We start from the raw sequence: 15,557 nt of genomic DNA, 5'->3' as shown, positions 1-15,557 counted from the left end.
TGACCCGGCATCGGCTCGGATGTTAGACAGCAGTGAGCGACATACGCAATGACCGTTGCAAATAATGCAACAGTCCGCCTGGAGGAGGGCTCCATGACCGCCGACCGCTTGGACGCGCCGGACCCGCTGGACGCACTCGCCCAGGACCGGGTGGACTTCCGCTTCAAGGGCCTGCCGCCCGAGGCCGAGGGCGCCACGGTCGCCGAGCTCGCTGCCCGCCGCCTCAACCTCTTCACGGACGGCTTCACCACGCCGGTCCTCACGCTCTCCGCCGAGCGCCTGGAGCACAACCTCGCGCTGATGGAGACGTACGCCACGCGCCACGGCCTCACCTTCGCCCCGCACGGCAAGACGTCGATGGCGCCGCAGCTCTTCCGGCGGCAGATCGAGCACGGCGCGTGGGGCATCACCCTCGCCGTCCCCCACCAGGTACGCGTGGCACGGCGGTTCGGCATCGAGCGGATCTTCCTGGCGAACGAGCTGGTCGACGCGGCCGCGCTGCGCTGGCTGTCCGGCGAACTCGACGCCGACCCGTCCTTCCGGTTCGTCTGCTACGTGGATTCCGTACGCGGCGTGGAGCTGATGCAGGCCGCTCTGGCGGCGGCGGGCGCCACCCGGCCGGTCGACGTGGTCGTGGAGCTCGGCGCCGGGATCGGCGCGCGCACCGGGGCCCGCACGGAGGCCGAGTGCGCGGCGGTCGCCGACGCGGTGGCCGGCGCCGACCGGCTGCGGCTCGTGGGCGTCGCCGGGTACGAGGGCGAGGTGCCGGAGGCCGACGGCGACCGGGTCCGGGCCTGGCTGCGGCGGCTCGTGGCGCTCGCGGTGGACTTCGACAAGGCCGGGCGGTTCGCGGGCACCGACGAGATCGTGGTCAGCGCCGGTGGCTCCGCCTGGTTCGACGCCGTCGCGGACGTCTTCGCGGACATCCCCGAACTGTCCCTGCCCGTCCTGAAGCTGCTGCGCTCCGGCGCATACGTCTCGCACGACGACGGCCACTACCGCCACCTCACGCCGTTCAACCGGGTCCCCGAGGAGGGCGCGCTGCACCCGGCGTTCCGGCTGTGGGCGCAGGTCGTCTCGCGCCCCGCGCCGGACCAGGCCTTCATCAACGCCGGCAAGCGCGACGCCGCCCACGACCTCGACCTCCCCGAGGCCCAGGCCGTCCGCAGGGACACCGTCCGCGACGCGTCCGGGGTCACGGTGACGGGCCTGTCCGACCAGCACGGGTGGCTCCGCCTGGACCCGGACGCCGAGCTGGAGGTCGGCGACTGGCTCGGCATGGGCCTGTCGCACCCCTGCACGGCGTTCGACAAGTGGCAGCTGATCCCGGTGGTCGAGGCCGACGGCACGGTCGTGGACTACGTACGGACGTTCTTCTAGCAGCCGTCCGCGCCCCTGGACGAGCGGAGCTCGTTTCAGGGGCGCGGGGAACTGCGCGAGAAGCCCCACCGGCCCGCAGACGCCACCACTCCGACAACCCGGCAGACGAGAGGCTCCCCCAGTGGACCTGGTCATCAAGAACACCCGAGTGATCGACGGCACCGGCGGCGCCTCCTACCGCGCCGACGTGGCCATCGACGACGGCCGCATCGCGGAGATCCACCGCCCCGGCGACGGCCCCCGCCCCACGGCGACCCGAACCCTCGACGGCGAGGGCCTCGCCCTCAGCCCCGGCTTCATCGACATGCACGCCCACAGCGACCTCGCCCTGCTCCGCGACCCGGACCACAGCGCGAAGGCCGCCCAGGGCGTCACCCTCGAAGTCCTCGGCCAGGACGGCCTGTCCTACGCCCCGGTGGACAACCGCACCCTCGACCAGGTCCGCCGCACCATCACCGGCTGGAACGGCGGCGGCCCCGACGACACCTCCGTCGACTTCGACTGGCGCACCGTCGGCGAGTACCTGGACCGCCTCGACCGGGGCATCGCCGTGAACGCCGCCTACCTCATCCCCCAGGGCACGGTCCGGATGTACGCGGTCGGCTGGGACGACCGCGACGCGACCGACGCCGAGCTGGACCACATGAAGCGGCTCGTCGCCGAGGGCCTCGAACAGGGCGCCGTCGGCATGTCCTCGGGCCTCACCTACACGCCCGGCATGTACGCCAAGGACGCCGAACTCACCGAACTGTGCCGCACGGTGGCCGCGTACGACGGCTACTACTGCCCCCACCACCGCAGTTACGGGGCCGGCGCGCTCGACGCGTACCGCGAGATGGTCGAGCTGACGAACACCGCGGGCTGCGCCCTCCATCTCGCCCACGCCACCATGAACTTCGGCGTGAACAAGGGCAAGGGAGTCGATCTCCTCGCGCTCCTCGACGAGGCGATCGCGGGCGGCGCCGACATCAGCCTGGACACGTACCCGTACACGCCGGGCGCCACCACGCTCGTGGCGATGCTGCCGAGCTGGGCCAACGAGGGCGGCCCCGACGCCACCCTCGCCCGGCTCCGTGACGACGCGACCTGCGAGCGGATCCGCGAGCACGTCGAGGTGATCGGCTCCGACGGCTGCCACGGCGTGCCGATCGAGTGGGACCGCATCGAGATCTCGGGGACGACGAACCCCGCGCTGGCCTCGTACGTCGGCAAGACGGTCGCCGAGTCGGCCGCCGAGCACGCCGAGTCGCCCTGGACCACCGCGCGCCGCCTGCTGCTTGAGGACAGCCTGGGCTCGACGATCCTCCAGCACGTCGGGCACGAGGAGAACGTCCGCGCGATCATGCGGCATCCGGTGCACACCGGGGGCAGCGACGGCATCCTCCAGGGGACGAAGCCGCACCCGCGCGCGTACGGCACGTTTCCGCACTACCTCGGCCACTACGCGCGTGATCTGGGCGTGCTGTCCCTGGAGGAGACGGTCGCGCATCTGACGTCCCGGCCCGCGGCCCGCCTGCGGCTCCCCGACCGGGGCCTGATCCGTGAGGGCTACCGCGCCGATCTGGTCCTGTTCGACCCGGAGACGGTTGCGGCGGGCTCGACGTTCGCCGCGCCGCGCACCCTCCCGGTGGGCATCCCCCACGTCCTGATCGACGGCAAGCCGGTCATCGAAAACGGCACCCGCACCGACATCCTGGCCGGCCACTCGGTACGCCGCACCCCTGGGTCGTCATCCGTCTGACGGCCGGTGGGGGCTGGTCGCGCAGTTCCCCGCGCCCCTGAGATGCGCACTTCGTGCGCCATCTCATCAGAGAGGCGCGCCAGCACCGCCCCCTCAGGAGAGGCGCGCCACCGCCGCCTCCTGAGGAGAGGCGCGCCACCCCTGCCCCCACCGGGAGGCACACCACCGTGCCCCCCATCGAGAGGCGCGCGGAGCGCAGCCTCAGGGGAAGGCTGCGCGCAGCGCATGCCTTCAGGGGCGCGGGGAACGGCGCGAGAAGCGGCCACCGGGCCGCACCCGAACGACAACCAAGGGGCGCGGGGAACTGCGCGACCGGCCCCCACCGGAGGCGCACCCGGCGACGCCACCGTCACCGAACCCCGCTCGGCCGGAACTGCACACTGATCCGGGGCCCGGCCGCCCGGGTCGATTTCGGGATCGCGTGCTCCCAGGTCCGCTGGCAGGATCCCCCCATCACGATGAGATCCCCGTGCCCCAGTGCCCGGCGCACAGCCGAACCACCGCCCACAGGCCGCAGCACAAGATCCCGGGGCGCCCCCACGGACACGATGGCGACCATGGTGTCCTCACGGGCCCCGCGCCCGATCCGGTCCCCGTGCCAGGCGACACTGTCCCGCCCGTCACGGTAGAAGCAGAGCCCGGCGGTGGTGAACGGTTCGCCCAACTCCTCCGCGTAGTGCGCGGACAACGCGTCCCGGGCCGCACCGAGCACCGGATGCGGAAGCTCCCGCCCGGCGCCGTAGAACCTCAGCAGCCGCGGCACGTCGACCATCCGCTCGTACATCTGCCGCCGCTCGGCCTGCCAGGGCACATCCCGGGCCAGCCGCTCGTACAGCACGTCGGCACCGCGCAGCCAGCCGGGCAGGACGTCGATCCAGGCGCCGGCCCCGAGCACGGTCCGCCGCACCCCGGCGAGCGGGCCGAGCGCGATCTCCTCGGCCTGATCGAAGAGCGACCCCTGAAGCGCCTGACTCGCCTGACCCACCTGACTCATGACCCCACCGTAACGCGATATTCGAACATTCGCTCGAACGACAGGTGTTTCAGAGTACGAATCGTTCATGTTTTCCCGTAGCGCAAAACCCTTGCGCGCCCCCTTCGTACCTTTTCGCGCTGCTAATTTCACTACCCGTGATCAACACCGCCCCCTCCGTCACTCTCCGCGCAGGTATGCGAGGAGCGCCGGACACCCCGGCCGCACCGGCCCCCTGGCGCCCCGTCCTGCTGCGTCCCGTCAACCCCGCCGACCGGGCCCGCCTCGACTCCCTGCGCGCCTCCGGCGACATCCGCGAGACGCACGACCGCCTCGCGGACCAGCTCACCGAACTCGTGCGCTGCCTGCGTCCGGGCGAGGCCCCGGCCGGGCCCGCGCACGAGGCCGCCGTCGCCGAACTGCTCGACGGCGCCGACCCGCGCCGGTACGGCACCTGGGTCTGGTACCCGTGGTCGGGCCGCCTCGTCCGGGTGCTGCCCGAGCGGGAGTTCCGCCGGGTGCGCACGGACCGCAACCGGGACAAGATCACCAGCGCCCAGCAGGAGCACCTGCGGGGCCGCAGGATCGGGGTCGTCGGCCTCTCCGTGGGCAACAGCGCCGCGCTGACCTGTGCCATGGAGGGCGTAGGAGGATCGTTCCGGCTGGCCGACTTCGACGACATCGGCCTGAGCAACCTCAACCGGCTGCGGGCCGGCGTGCACGACCTCGGCCTCGCCAAGACCGTGCTGTGCGCCCGCCAGATGTACGAGACCGACCCCTATCTCCACATCGAGCTGTGGCCCGAGGGGCTGACCGAGGACAGCGTCGGGGCGTTCGTCGGCGCCGGTGAGCAGAGCCTCGACCTGGTCGTGGAGGAGTGCGACACCCCCTGGGTGAAGACGGCCGTGCGCGAGCACGCCCGGGCCCGTCGCGTCCCCGTCCTGATGGACGCCAACGACCGCGGGCTGCTCGACGTCGAACGCTTCGACCTGGAGCCGGACCGCCCGCTCTTCCACGGCCGCGGCGGCGGCCTGACGGCGGCCCAGGTGCGCGGCCTCGCCCCGGCCGACGCCCTCGCCCACCTCCTCGACGTCTGCGACGAGGAGAACCTGAGCCCCGCCATGACCGACGCCCTGCGCCGGATCGGCACCACCCTGTCCAGCTGGCCCCAGCTCGCCAGCGGGGTGGCGCTCGGCGGCGCCCTCGTCACCGACACCGCCCGCCGGATCCTGCTCGGCGAACCGGTCGCGTCGGGCCGCTACTACGTGGACCTGGAGCGGCTCGTCGGCCGCGCGACGGCGGGAGCCGCCGCGTGAACCAGCTGCCCGACCTCCACGGCCACCACCTCTGGCTGCGCGAACTGCGTCCCACCGACCACGCCCCGTTCGAACGGATCCACACCCACCGGGTGCTGACCCGGTATCTCGGCATCGACCGGATGGACGCCCGGCAGGCGCAGGACGCCTTCGTCCAGTGCCTGACGCAGCCGTTCTCGTACCCGCGCCGCAAGCACACGATGGCGGTGTGCGCCCCCGGGGACGACACGATGGTCGGGATGATGGGCCTGCTCGTCGAGGAGTACGGCCGCAACGCCATGCTGACCAGCCTGGTCCTGCTGCCCGGCGCCCCGATGCGCGGCCACGGCCACGAGGCGGGGCGGCTGCTCATGGCCCACGGCTTCGGCCGGCTCGGGCTGTACCGGATCTGGGCGGGCCACCGCGCCGACCACACCCGGATGCGGGACATCATGCTCGCGGCGGGCCTGCACCCCGAGGCCACCCTGCGCGGGCTGTTCCGCACCCAGGGCGCCTGGCACGACGTCACCACGTACGCGGCCCTGGCCCCGGAGTGGATCGAACAGGCGACCCCGGCCGAACGGGCCATCCTCGACGGGACGCCCGCCGAGGCCCCGGAGCACCCGCCAGTGGCCCATCTCACCCCCGCGCGCGACCAGCTCGTTCCAAGCTCCGCCGCACCCTCCACCCCGTAATCCGAAGACACCCGGCACCCCGTGCCACCGCATCCGCAGTGCCCCCGCCGCGTCCCGCCGCCTGTGGCGCAAACCGCGCGCGCCCGGGCGAAACACCGCCGTAAAGTCTGAGCATGCAGCTCATCCAGTCGACCAAGCTCGCCAACGTCTGCTACGAGATCCGGGGCCCGGTGCTCGAGGAGGCGATGCGGCTGGAAGCGGCGGGGCACCGGATCCTGAAACTGAACACGGGGAACCCGGCGGCGTTCGGCTTCGCGTGCCCGCCGGAGATCCTGGAGGACATGCTCCGCAACCTCGGTGACGCCCACGGCTACGGCGACGCCAAGGGCCTGCTCGCCGCCCGCCGCGCGGTGATGATGCACTACCAGACCCTCGGCGTGGAAACAGACGTCGAGCACGTCTTCATCGGCAACGGCGTCTCCGAGCTGATCGTGATGGCGATGCAGGCCCTCCTCGACGACGGCGACGAGGTCCTGGTCCCGGCCCCCGACTACCCGCTGTGGACGGCGGCCGTCTCGCTCTCCGGCGGTACGGCCGTCCACTACCGCTGCGACGAGCAGGCCGACTGGATGCCGGACCTCGCCGACATCGAGCGCAAGGTGACCGACCGCACCAAGGCGATCGTCATCATCAACCCGAACAACCCCACCGGCGCCGTGTACAGCGACGAGATGCTGCGCGGCCTCACCGACATCGCGCGCCGCCACAATCTGCTCGTCTGCTCCGACGAGATCTACGACAAGATCCTCTACGACGAGGTGACGCACACCCCGACGGCCGCCATCGCCCCGGACGTCATGACGCTCACCTTCAACGGCATGTCGAAGGCGTACCGCGTCGCCGGTTACCGCGTCGGCTGGATGGCCGTCTCCGGTCCGCGCGCGCACGCCGAGTCCTACATCGAGGGCCTGACGATCCTCGCGAACATGCGCCTGTGCGCGAACATGCCGGGCCAGCACGGGGTCGTCGCCGCGCTCACCGGCCGCCAGACGATCAGCGATCTGGTGCTGCCGGGCGGCCGGCTGAAGGAACAGCGGGACGTCGCCTACGACCTGCTGACCCAGATCCCGGGCGTGACGTGCGTGAAGCCCAAGGGCGCCCTGTACCTCTTCCCGCGCCTCGACCCGAAGGTCTTCAAGGTCAAGGACGACCGGCAGATGGTGCTCGATCTGCTGCGCGCCGAGAAGATCATGGTCGTCCACGGGACGGGCTTCAACTGGCCCGAGCCCGACCACTTCCGCGTCGTCACCCTGCCCTCGGTGCAGCAGCTGACGGAGGCCGTGACCCGGATCGGGACCTTCCTGGACGGCTACAGCCAGCCGTGACGCGCCGGAGGCGGTCTTCTTTGGACAAGTTCTAAATTAGACAGCTTCTAAGGTACGATGGAGACCAAGTCAGTCGCCCGTCGCTGCCCGGAGGTCGCCATGTACGAGCCGATCCGCACCAAGTCGGTCCACACGATGGCGGCCGGCCACGACTCCTTCCCGCACCGCTCCCGCGAGGAGGAGCTGGACATCCAGCTCGCCGGGCACCTGTCCGCGCTGCTCGCGGTCACCGACGAGCTGCGGCAGCTCTCGCCGGGCACGGAGCTGGACGAGGCCGCGGAGGCGCTGGCCGAGCAGGTGACCCGCCTGCGCGGCGGCCACCCGCCGGTCCGCTCCGCGGTGGCCGCCGCCATCCACGAGCCCCACCTCGCCGGTCTCCACCAGCGCGCGCACGCCCTCGCGGGCCGCGCCCTGGTCGTCGCCGCGTCCCGCGCGGACACCGCCGCCGCGATCCTGGCCGCACAGCGCATGGAGCACCACGCGGGCGCCGGACACCTGGTCTCCGCGTGACGCTTCGCGCGTGACGTACCTCCCGTTGCATACCGGGACCGCGCCGTAACCCTCCGTTCACCCGCCCCGCCGGGGAATGTTGGCCTCCGCGAGCAGGCTGCTCGGCGTGAGACGAATCGCGGGAATGATCCTCGCCGTCCTCCTCCTGGGAGGTGTCGCCGCCGCCGTGCTCGCCGGGCGGAGCGACAGCGCAGGGGACGACGACAAGAGCACGGCAACGAAGACCGTGCGCATGGTGATCGGCTCGGAGAAGGCCGACTTCTTCGCCGACAAGGACGTGGAGCGGGCGCTGGCCGCCAAGGGCTTCACCGTGCGGGCCGAGACCTCCGGGTCCTGGGCCATGGAGGGCCTGGACCTCAAGGGGTACGACCTCGCCTTCCCCTCCAGCCAGGCCCCGGCCGTCGAGCTGGCGAGCCGCCACAAGGTGCGCGGCGCGCTCCCGCGGCCCTTCTACTCGCCGCTGGTGGTGGTCGCCCACCGGGGCGCGGCCAAGGTGCTCGCGGACAACGGCCTCGCCACCCTGGACACCGCCCACCGGGGCACGCTGAAAATGAGCGCCTACCTGGACGCGGCCCGGCACGACCGCACCTGGCAGCAGCTCAAGGGCGCCGGGAAGTACGGGGAGTTGAGCGGCACGCTCTTCATCTCCTCCACCGACCCGGAGTCCTCCAACTCCGGCGCGCTCTACCTCGCCGCCACCTCGTACGTGGCCAACGGCGGCCGGGTCGTGTCCGACGAGGCGGGCCTGGACCGCACGGCGCCGCTGCTGAAGAAGCTGATCTCCGTGCAGGGCGCCCAGCAGTCGAGTTCGGACGCCGTGTTCCGGGACTTCGTCAGCGGCGCGGGCAATCCGCTCGTGCTCGTCTACGAGTCGCAGGTCGCGGCGCTGCTCGCGAACGGGCAGCAGCCGGACGACCTGGTGGTGCTCTACCCGGACACCACGGTCAACAGCGACCACACGGCCGTACCGCTCACCGAGAACGGCCGGGCCCTCGCCCAACTCCTCTCCACCGAACCGAAGTTGCGGGCGCTCGCCGTACGGCACGGGTTCCGGCCGCAGGGCACCGACACCGAGTTCGCCTCGGCGGACACCTATCTGAAGCAGCAGCTGACCGGCGTCCGGCAGGCGCCCGTGCCCACCTCGAAGGTGCTGCACGACATGGCCCGCCGGGCACGCGGCTGAACGGGGGGACACACATCATGGCCACGGAGAACACCTCGCAGGGCCCGGCGGAGAGCACCTTCACGCTCACCCCGCCGACACCCGTCACCGCCGTGCCCCGCGAGAGCGCGGGCGGCCTGGTGCCGGTGGAGGACAAGGTCCGGGCGGACATGACGGCGAAGGCGGCGGCGTACGTCGAGAACCTCGCCGCGCTGGACGCCCGCTCCCCCGAGTTCGCCGGCAAGGTCGGCGAGATCACCGGGCTCGGCGCGGGCGACATGCGGGCCGCCGCCGCCCAGTCGAACCGGATGCTGGAGCGCACCCTGCGCAGCCTCCCGGACAACGGCGGTGACGCCCAGTCGCACGTGGCGACCTCGCTCGTCGAGCTGCGCCGCGTCGTCGAGGACCTGGACCCGCGCGACCTGCCCGCGAGCAAGGGGCGCAGGTTCCTCTCGAAGCTGCCCGGCGGCAACCGGCTGCGCGACCACGTCGCCAAGTACGCCTCCGCGCAGGGCACGCTGAACAGGATCGTGGGCTCGCTGCGCGGCGGGCAGGACGAACTGCGCCGGGACAACGCGGCGTTGCAGACCGAGCGGGTCCGCCTGTGGGAGACCATGGGCAAGCTCCAGGAGTACGTGGTCCTGACCGACGCCCTGGACCAGGCCGTCGAGGGCCACATCGGCGCCGTCGCCGACGCGCAGGAGGCCGACGCGCTCCGCGCCGACGTCCTGTTCCCCGTACGGCAGAAGCACCAGGACCTGCTGACCCAGCTCGCGGTGTGCGCGCAGGGCTATCTGGCGATGGACGTCGTACGGCGCAACAACGACGAGCTGATCAAGGGCGTCGACCGGGCCGCCACCACCACGGTGTCGGCGCTGCGCATCTCCGTGATGCTGGCGTCCGCGCTCGACCACCAGAAGAAGGTCATCGAGCAGGTCAACGCCCTGCGCGGGACGACCGAGGACCTGATCCGCGGCAACGCCGAGATGCTCGCGACGCAGAGCGGCGAGATCCAGCGGATCGCGGCGGACCCGGCGGTCGGCGCGGAGACGCTGCGCTCGGCGTTCCAGCAGATCTACCGGACGCTGGACACCATCGACACGTACAAGGTGCAGGCGGCCGAGGCGATGGCGACGACCGTGGAGTCCCTGACCTCCGAACTCCAGCAGGCGGGCGCCTACTTGGAGCGCAGCCGGTCGCGCGGCGCGCTGGACGGAGGGCTCGCATGAGAAGAGTCCGCACCGTCACCGCCGTCGCCGTCGCCGTCGCGGCGCTCCTCACCGGCTGCACCCAGCAGAAGGAGAGCGCGACGCCCGACGACCGCCCCACCCCCGGCACCCTGCGCGTCCTCGCCTCCAGCGAGCTGTCCGACATGACCGGGGCCCTGAAGGCGGCCCGCGAGAAGACCGGGATCACCGTCCGGCCCACCTACATGGGCACCCTGGACGCCGTACGGCTGCTCGCCTCCGGGAAGGCCGACGGAAAGTACGACGCGGTGTGGCTGTCGTCCGACGACTACCTGCGCCTCGACCGGGAGGCGGCGAAGCGGATCGTCTCCGAGACGTCCGTCATGGCGAGCCCGGTCGCCCTCGGCGTCCGCCGGGAGGCGCTGGGACGGCTCGGCTGGAAGCCGTCCGACGTCACCTGGAAGCAGGTCGAACAGGCCGTCGCGGACGGCAGGCTGACGTACGGGATGACGGACCCGGCGCGCTCCAACTCCGGTTTCGCCACGCTGATCTCCGTCGCCTCCGCGCTCTCCGGCGCCCAGTCGGCGCTCACCGCGAAGGACGTGGACACGGCCCGGCCCCGGCTGAAGGAGTTCTTCAAGGGGCAGCAGCTGACCTCGGGCTCCTCCGGGTGGCTGGCGGCCGCGTACCGGCGTCGCGGCGACGTCGACGCGCTGCTCAACTACGAGTCGGTGCTCAGCGGCATCCCCGGCCTGACCGTGATCCGCCCCAAGGACGGCGTCGTCACCGCCGATTACCCGCTCTCCTCGCTCGCCGGGACCCCGGCGGCGACCCGCGAGGACGTGCGCCGGCTCGCCGAGACGCTGCGCACCCCGGCCCTCCAGCGGACGATCACCACGACGACGCACCGCCGCCCGGTCGTCGCCGGGGTGGCGCTCGCGCCGGGGCTCGACCCGGCCAGGCGCCGCGAACTGCCGTTCCCGGGCAGCCGCACCGTCGCCGACGGGCTGCTGTCCTCGTACGAGAACGATCTGCGCCGCCCCTCGCGGACGGTGTACGTCCTCGACACCTCGGGGTCGATGCAGGGCGGGCGGCTCGACGCGCTCAAAGCGGCGCTGCACGGGCTGACCGGGGACTTCCGGGAGCGCGAGGAGGTGACGCTGATGCCGTTCGGGTCGGGCGTGAAGTCGGTGCGCACCCATGTGGTCGACCCGGCGTCGCCGCGCACCGGACTCGACGCCATCGAGAAGGACACGGCCGGGCTCAGCGCGTCCGGCGAGACCGCCGTCTACACCTCGCTCGAAGCCGCGTACCGGCAGCTGGGCAAGGGCGACGGCGACACGTTCACGTCGATCGTGCTGATGACGGACGGCGAGAACACCACCGGCGCCAAGGCCGGGGACTTCGGCCGGTTCTACCGCTCGCTCGGGCAGGAGCAGCAGCACATCCCCGTCTTCCCGATCCTGTTCGGCGACGCCTCCCGCGGCGAACTGACGGACATCGCCGAGCTGACCGGCGGCCGGCTCTTCGACGCGGTGGGCGGCTCGCTGTCCGGCGCCCTGGAGGAGATCCGTGGCTACCAGTAGAGGCGTCCTGAGGTTCCTGGAGTCCCGGAAGAACCTCACCGGGAGCGCGTGCGGGATCGCCGGGCTCGCGCTGACCTTCGCCGGGGTCGCGGGCCCGTACTGGCCGGTGGTCGTGGCCGGTCTGTACGGCGCGGGCGCGCTGGTCGCCCCGCCGGAGCGGCCCGCGCCGCCCGGGTTCCCCGACCCGTCGGAGCAACTGGGCGAGGTGCGCGAGGACTTCGGGCGGCTGCGGGACTATCTCGCGGAGGTCGACGTGCCGCCGGTCGCCGCCGCCCGGCTCACCCAGCTCGACGAACTCCTCACCGCGCTGCTCGATCCGGGCTGGGCCGCCGAGCTGCTCGCGCAGGACCCGGAGGCGCTGCACGCGCTCGGTCGGGCGGTGCGGCAGGACGTGCCGGAGGCCGTGGACACGTACGCCCGTACCCGCTGGTGGACCCGGATCGCGCCGGGCCAGGAGCAGCCCGAGCGCCACCTGGAGCGTCAGCTCACCGTCGTGCACGACGAGCTGACCGGCATCGTGGGCACGCTGCGGGAGACGGAGGCGCGGCGCCAGGAGTCGCACACGCGGTACCTGGAGGAGCGCAACCCCTGACGGGCGCGGCGCGGCGGTGAACGGGCGAGGGCCCGCCGCCTCCCGCCGTCCCCAGGGGCTTGCGCGGGGACGGCACGGGGAGAGCGGCGGGCCCGTGATCCCGTACGCCGTTGTACGGGACCTCGCCGGTCATGCGGGCGGGACGGTCAGCCGAGGCGCTTCACCAGCGCGTGGTACTCGTCCCACAGCTCCTTCGGCGTGTGGGCGCCGAAGGTGTTGAGGTGCTCGGGGACCAGGGCGGCCTCCTCGCGCCAGACCTCCTTGTCGACGGAGAGCAGGAAGTCCAGGTCGGCCTCGGGCAGGTCGAGCCCGTCGGTGTCCAGGGAGCCCTTGGCCGGGAGGACGCCGATCGGCGTCTCGACGCCCTCGGCGCGGCCGTCGAGGCGGTCCACGATCCACTTCAGGACGCGGGAGTTCTCGCCGAAGCCGGGCCACACGAAGCGGCCGTTCGCGTCCTTGCGGAACCAGTTGACGTAGTAGATCTTCGGGAGCTTGGCCTGGTCCTTGTCGGCGCCGACCTTCACCCAGTGGGCCATGTAGTCGCCCATGTTGTAGCCGCAGAACGGCAGCATCGCGAACGGGTCGCGGCGCAGCTCGCCGACCTTGCCCTCGGCGGCCGCCGTCTTCTCGGAGGCCACGTTCGCACCGAGGAAGACGCCGTGGTTCCAGTCGAAGGACTCGGTGACCAGCGGCACGGCCGAGGCGCGACGGCCGCCGAACAGGATCGCCGAGATCGGCACGCCCTTCGGGTCCTCCCACTCCGGCGCGATGATCGGGCACTGCGCGGCGGGGGTGGTGAAGCGGGCGTTGGGGTGCGCGGCCGGGACGCCCGACTCGGGCGTCCAGGAGTTGCCCTTCCAGTCGGTGAGGTGCGCCGGGGTCTCCTCGGTCATCCCCTCCCACCACACGTCGTTGTCGTCGGTGAGGGCGACGTTCGTGAAGACGGAGTTGCCCCAGAGGGTCTTCATGGCGTTGGCGTTGGTGTGCTCGCCGGTGCCGGGCGCGACGCCGAAGAAACCGGCCTCGGGGTTGATCGCGTAGAGCCGGCCGTCCTCGCCGAACCGCATCCAGGCGATGTCGTCGCCGATCGTCTCGACGGTCCAGCCGGAGATCGTCGGCTCCAGCATCGCGAGGTTGGTCTTGCCGCACGCGGACGGGAAGGCCGCGGCGACGTACTTCGACTCCCCCTGCGGCGGGGTCAGCTTGAGGATGAGCATGTGCTCGGCGAGCCAGCCCTCGTCCCGCGCCATCACCGAGGCGATGCGCAGGGCGTAGCACTTCTTGCCCAGCAGGGCGTTGCCGCCGTAGCCGGAGCCGTAGGACCAGATCTCGCGGTCCTCGGGGAAGTGCGAGATGTACTTGGTGCTGTTGCACGGCCAGGCCACGTCGGCCTCGCCCTCGGCGAGCGGGGCGCCCAGCGTGTGGACGGCCTTGACGAAGAAGCCGTCCTCGCCGAGCTCGTCCAGAACGGGCTGCCCCATCCGGGTCATCGTGCGCATGGAGACGGCCACGTAGGCCGAATCGGTGATCTCGACACCGATGGCGGACAGCGGCGAGCCGAGCGGGCCCATGCAGAACGGGACGACGTACATCGTCCGGCCCTTCATCGAGCCGCGGAAGATCCCGCCGTTGCCCTCGTTGCCCCGGAAGATCTCCCGCATCTCGGCGGGGGCCTTCCAGTGGTTGGTGGGGCCGGCGTCCTCCTCCTTCGCGGAGCAGATGAACGTCCGGTCCTCGACCCGCGCGACATCGGTCGGGTCGGAGGCGGCGTAGTAGGAGTTCGGGCGCAGCGTCGGGTCCAGCTTCCTGAACGTCCCCTTGGCGACGAGTTCCTCCGCGAGCCGCTCGTACTCGGCCTCGGAGCCGTCGCACCAGACCACACGGTCCGGTTGCGTCAGTTCAGCGATCTCGTTGACCCACGAGATCAGTTCCTTGTGGTTGGTCGGGAGAGGGGCGGGGTCCTGGGAAACAGGGGCTGTGTCGGTCCGGGAGAGGGGAGCCGCGATGTCGCGCGCCACGATCGCTCCTAAAGAGGGTGTTGAGTTGGTTGCCCCGTGGGGGCTGCGACCCGGACGCTGCGCCTCCCGTCGCACTGTTTCCCAGTGGAGCGCTCATCCGGTGCCGACCGCACTCATTTGATCATCCGACCGTTTCGCCCATCTGTCCAGGGGGGCTCACAGGTGAGCGACGTGAGCATTGCCACTCGGACCGGAGGGCCTCCGGAGGCTTAACGATCGATGAATTCGGGTTCCCCCCAGCCCGGATACGGGGGCTGGCCCTATCTGTTACTTACGGTCGCGTAGGTACGATGCCGGGCATGAGCGTCGCCGCAGAGCAGCCCGGTCCCCCCGTCGGACTCACCGAATCGCCCGCCCTGAAGCCGAGACTCCGGGGCTGGCTGCACGCGGGCATGTTCCCTGCGGTCCTCATCTCCGGCCTCGTCCTGACCGCGCTGGCCGACTCCACCCGGGGCCGCGTGGCCTGCGGCATCTTCGCCCTGACGGCCTGTCTGCTGTTCGGAGTGAGCGCGCTCTACCACCGGGGCAACTGGAGCCCGCGGGCCGACGGTGTGCTGCGCCGCCTCGACCACGCCAACATCTTCCTGATCATCGCCGGCACGTACACGCCGCTGACGATGCTGCTGCTGCCGGGCACCAAGGGCGACGCCCTCATGTGGGGCATCTGGGCGGCGGCCGTCGCGGGCATCGCCTTCCGCGTCTTCTGGGTCGGCGCCCCGCGCTGGCTCTACACCCCCTGCTACATCGCGATGGGCTGGGCCGCCGTCTTCTTCCTGCCCGACTTCATGCGGACCGGCGGCATCGCGGTGCTCGTGCTGGTCGTCGTGGGCGGACTGCTCTACAGCGCGGGCGGGGTCATCTACGGCATCAAGCGCCCGAACCCGTCCCCGCGCTGGTTCGGCTTCCACGAGGTATTCCACTCCTTCACCCTCGCGGCGTTCGTCGTGCACTACGTCGGCATCTCCCTGGTGGCGTACCAGCACGGCTGACGCCCACCACCCAGCACTCCCGGCCGCGGCTTCCCAGCCGCGGCCCTTTTTTGTGCCCGGTTCCAGTATCCCAGGAGCCACTCCCCATTGACAGACACTACGAA

General features: G+C 71.7%; 13 protein-coding genes. 11 read left to right on the top strand and 2 right to left on the bottom strand.

The window, feature by feature from the left end; all coding sequences use genetic code 11:
- Positions 1-93: 93 nt before the first annotated feature.
- Together K377_RS16570 and K377_RS16565 are read left to right on the top strand one after the other, a co-directional pair.
- Complete coding sequence (locus K377_RS16570; RefSeq protein ID WP_111664091.1) at positions 94-1,380, top strand: amino acid deaminase; 1,287 nt, start codon at positions 94-96, stop codon at positions 1,378-1,380.
- A gap of 121 nt (positions 1,381-1,501) precedes the next feature.
- Positions 1,502-3,121, top strand: a complete 1,620-nt coding sequence (locus tag K377_RS16565) for an amidohydrolase family protein (protein ID WP_111664090.1) — start codon at positions 1,502-1,504, stop codon at positions 3,119-3,121.
- A 349-nt stretch (positions 3,122-3,470) separates the two neighbouring features.
- On the opposite strand, the gene K377_RS16560 is transcribed toward K377_RS16565, so the two are convergent.
- Positions 3,471-4,115 carry an alpha-ketoglutarate-dependent dioxygenase AlkB gene (locus tag K377_RS16560; RefSeq protein WP_111664089.1) on the bottom strand — a complete coding sequence of 215 codons (645 nt, stop codon included), beginning with the start codon at positions 4,113-4,115 and terminating at the stop codon, positions 3,471-3,473.
- A 176-nt stretch (positions 4,116-4,291) separates the two neighbouring features.
- On the opposite strand from K377_RS16560, the gene K377_RS16555 reads away from it, so the two are divergent.
- The 8 genes from K377_RS16555 to K377_RS16520 all read left to right on the top strand — a co-directional run bounded on the left by K377_RS16555 (position 4,292) and on the right by K377_RS16520 (position 12,446).
- The gene (locus tag K377_RS16555) at positions 4,292-5,410 is read left to right on the top strand and encodes a ThiF family adenylyltransferase (RefSeq protein WP_111664088.1); all 1,119 of its coding nucleotides are present in this window, start codon (positions 4,292-4,294) and stop codon (positions 5,408-5,410) included.
- Positions 5,407-6,084, top strand: a complete 678-nt coding sequence (locus K377_RS16550) for a GNAT family N-acetyltransferase (protein WP_111664087.1) — start codon at positions 5,407-5,409, stop codon at positions 6,082-6,084. Before K377_RS16555 ends, K377_RS16550 begins: the two co-directional genes overlap by 4 nt.
- A gap of 113 nt (positions 6,085-6,197) precedes the next feature.
- Positions 6,198-7,409, top strand: coding sequence for a pyridoxal phosphate-dependent aminotransferase (locus tag K377_RS16545; protein WP_111664086.1), 1,212 nt, complete (start codon positions 6,198-6,200; stop codon positions 7,407-7,409).
- Positions 7,410-7,508: 99 nt separating this feature from the next.
- Positions 7,509-7,919: a hypothetical protein gene (locus K377_RS16540; protein WP_111664085.1), complete on the top strand. Its 411-nt coding sequence runs from the start codon at positions 7,509-7,511 to the stop codon at positions 7,917-7,919.
- 106 nt (positions 7,920-8,025) lie between these two features.
- Positions 8,026-9,102 carry a substrate-binding domain-containing protein gene (locus K377_RS16535; protein ID WP_111664213.1) on the top strand — a complete coding sequence of 359 codons (1,077 nt, stop codon included), beginning with the start codon at positions 8,026-8,028 and terminating at the stop codon, positions 9,100-9,102.
- A gap of 17 nt (positions 9,103-9,119) precedes the next feature.
- Positions 9,120-10,310 (top strand): toxic anion resistance protein, encoded by a 1,191-nt coding sequence (locus K377_RS16530; RefSeq protein ID WP_111664084.1) that lies wholly within the window; start codon positions 9,120-9,122, stop codon positions 10,308-10,310.
- Positions 10,307-11,854 (top strand): VWA domain-containing protein, encoded by a 1,548-nt coding sequence (locus tag K377_RS16525; RefSeq protein ID WP_111664083.1) that lies wholly within the window; start codon positions 10,307-10,309, stop codon positions 11,852-11,854. The genes K377_RS16530 and K377_RS16525 overlap by 4 nt, the downstream gene beginning before the upstream one ends.
- Complete coding sequence (locus K377_RS16520; RefSeq protein WP_181512582.1) at positions 11,841-12,446, top strand: hypothetical protein; 606 nt, start codon at positions 11,841-11,843, stop codon at positions 12,444-12,446. The genes K377_RS16525 and K377_RS16520 overlap by 14 nt, the downstream gene beginning before the upstream one ends.
- A 146-nt stretch (positions 12,447-12,592) precedes the next feature.
- Here K377_RS16520 and K377_RS16515 read toward each other — a convergent pair whose 3' ends face one another.
- Positions 12,593-14,464, bottom strand: coding sequence for a phosphoenolpyruvate carboxykinase (GTP) (locus K377_RS16515; RefSeq protein ID WP_375605923.1), 1,872 nt, complete (start codon positions 14,462-14,464; stop codon positions 12,593-12,595).
- A gap of 299 nt (positions 14,465-14,763) precedes the next feature.
- Here K377_RS16515 and K377_RS16510 point away from each other — a divergent pair, with 299 nt between their 5' ends.
- A complete protein-coding gene (locus K377_RS16510) occupies positions 14,764-15,453 on the top strand; it encodes a hemolysin III family protein (protein ID WP_111664082.1) in 690 nt (229 codons plus the stop codon).
- Positions 15,454-15,557: the final 104 nt, after the last annotated feature.

This window comes from Streptomyces sp. PsTaAH-137 (assembly GCF_003259365.1).
Classification (GTDB): Bacteria; Actinomycetota; Actinomycetes; order Streptomycetales; family Streptomycetaceae; genus Streptomyces.
This window is presented reverse-complemented; position numbering and strand designations above follow the sequence as displayed.

What these genes read in the sequence shown, in the direction of transcription:
- K377_RS16570 (WP_111664091.1), top strand. Translation starts at nt 94, where the DNA reads ATGACCGCCGACCGCTTGGACGCGCCGGACCCGCTGGACGCACTCGCC.
- K377_RS16560 (WP_111664089.1), bottom strand. Translation starts at nt 4,115, where the DNA reads ATGAGTCAGGTGGGTCAGGCGAGTCAGGCGCTTCAGGGGTCGCTCTTC.
- K377_RS16555 (WP_111664088.1), top strand. Translation starts at nt 4,292, where the DNA reads ATGCGAGGAGCGCCGGACACCCCGGCCGCACCGGCCCCCTGGCGCCCC.
- K377_RS16545 (WP_111664086.1), top strand. Translation starts at nt 6,198, where the DNA reads ATGCAGCTCATCCAGTCGACCAAGCTCGCCAACGTCTGCTACGAGATC.
- K377_RS16540 (WP_111664085.1), top strand. Translation starts at nt 7,509, where the DNA reads ATGTACGAGCCGATCCGCACCAAGTCGGTCCACACGATGGCGGCCGGC.
- K377_RS16530 (WP_111664084.1), top strand. Translation starts at nt 9,120, where the DNA reads ATGGCCACGGAGAACACCTCGCAGGGCCCGGCGGAGAGCACCTTCACG.
- K377_RS16525 (WP_111664083.1), top strand. Translation starts at nt 10,307, where the DNA reads ATGAGAAGAGTCCGCACCGTCACCGCCGTCGCCGTCGCCGTCGCGGCG.
- K377_RS16510 (WP_111664082.1), top strand. Translation starts at nt 14,764, where the DNA reads ATGAGCGTCGCCGCAGAGCAGCCCGGTCCCCCCGTCGGACTCACCGAA.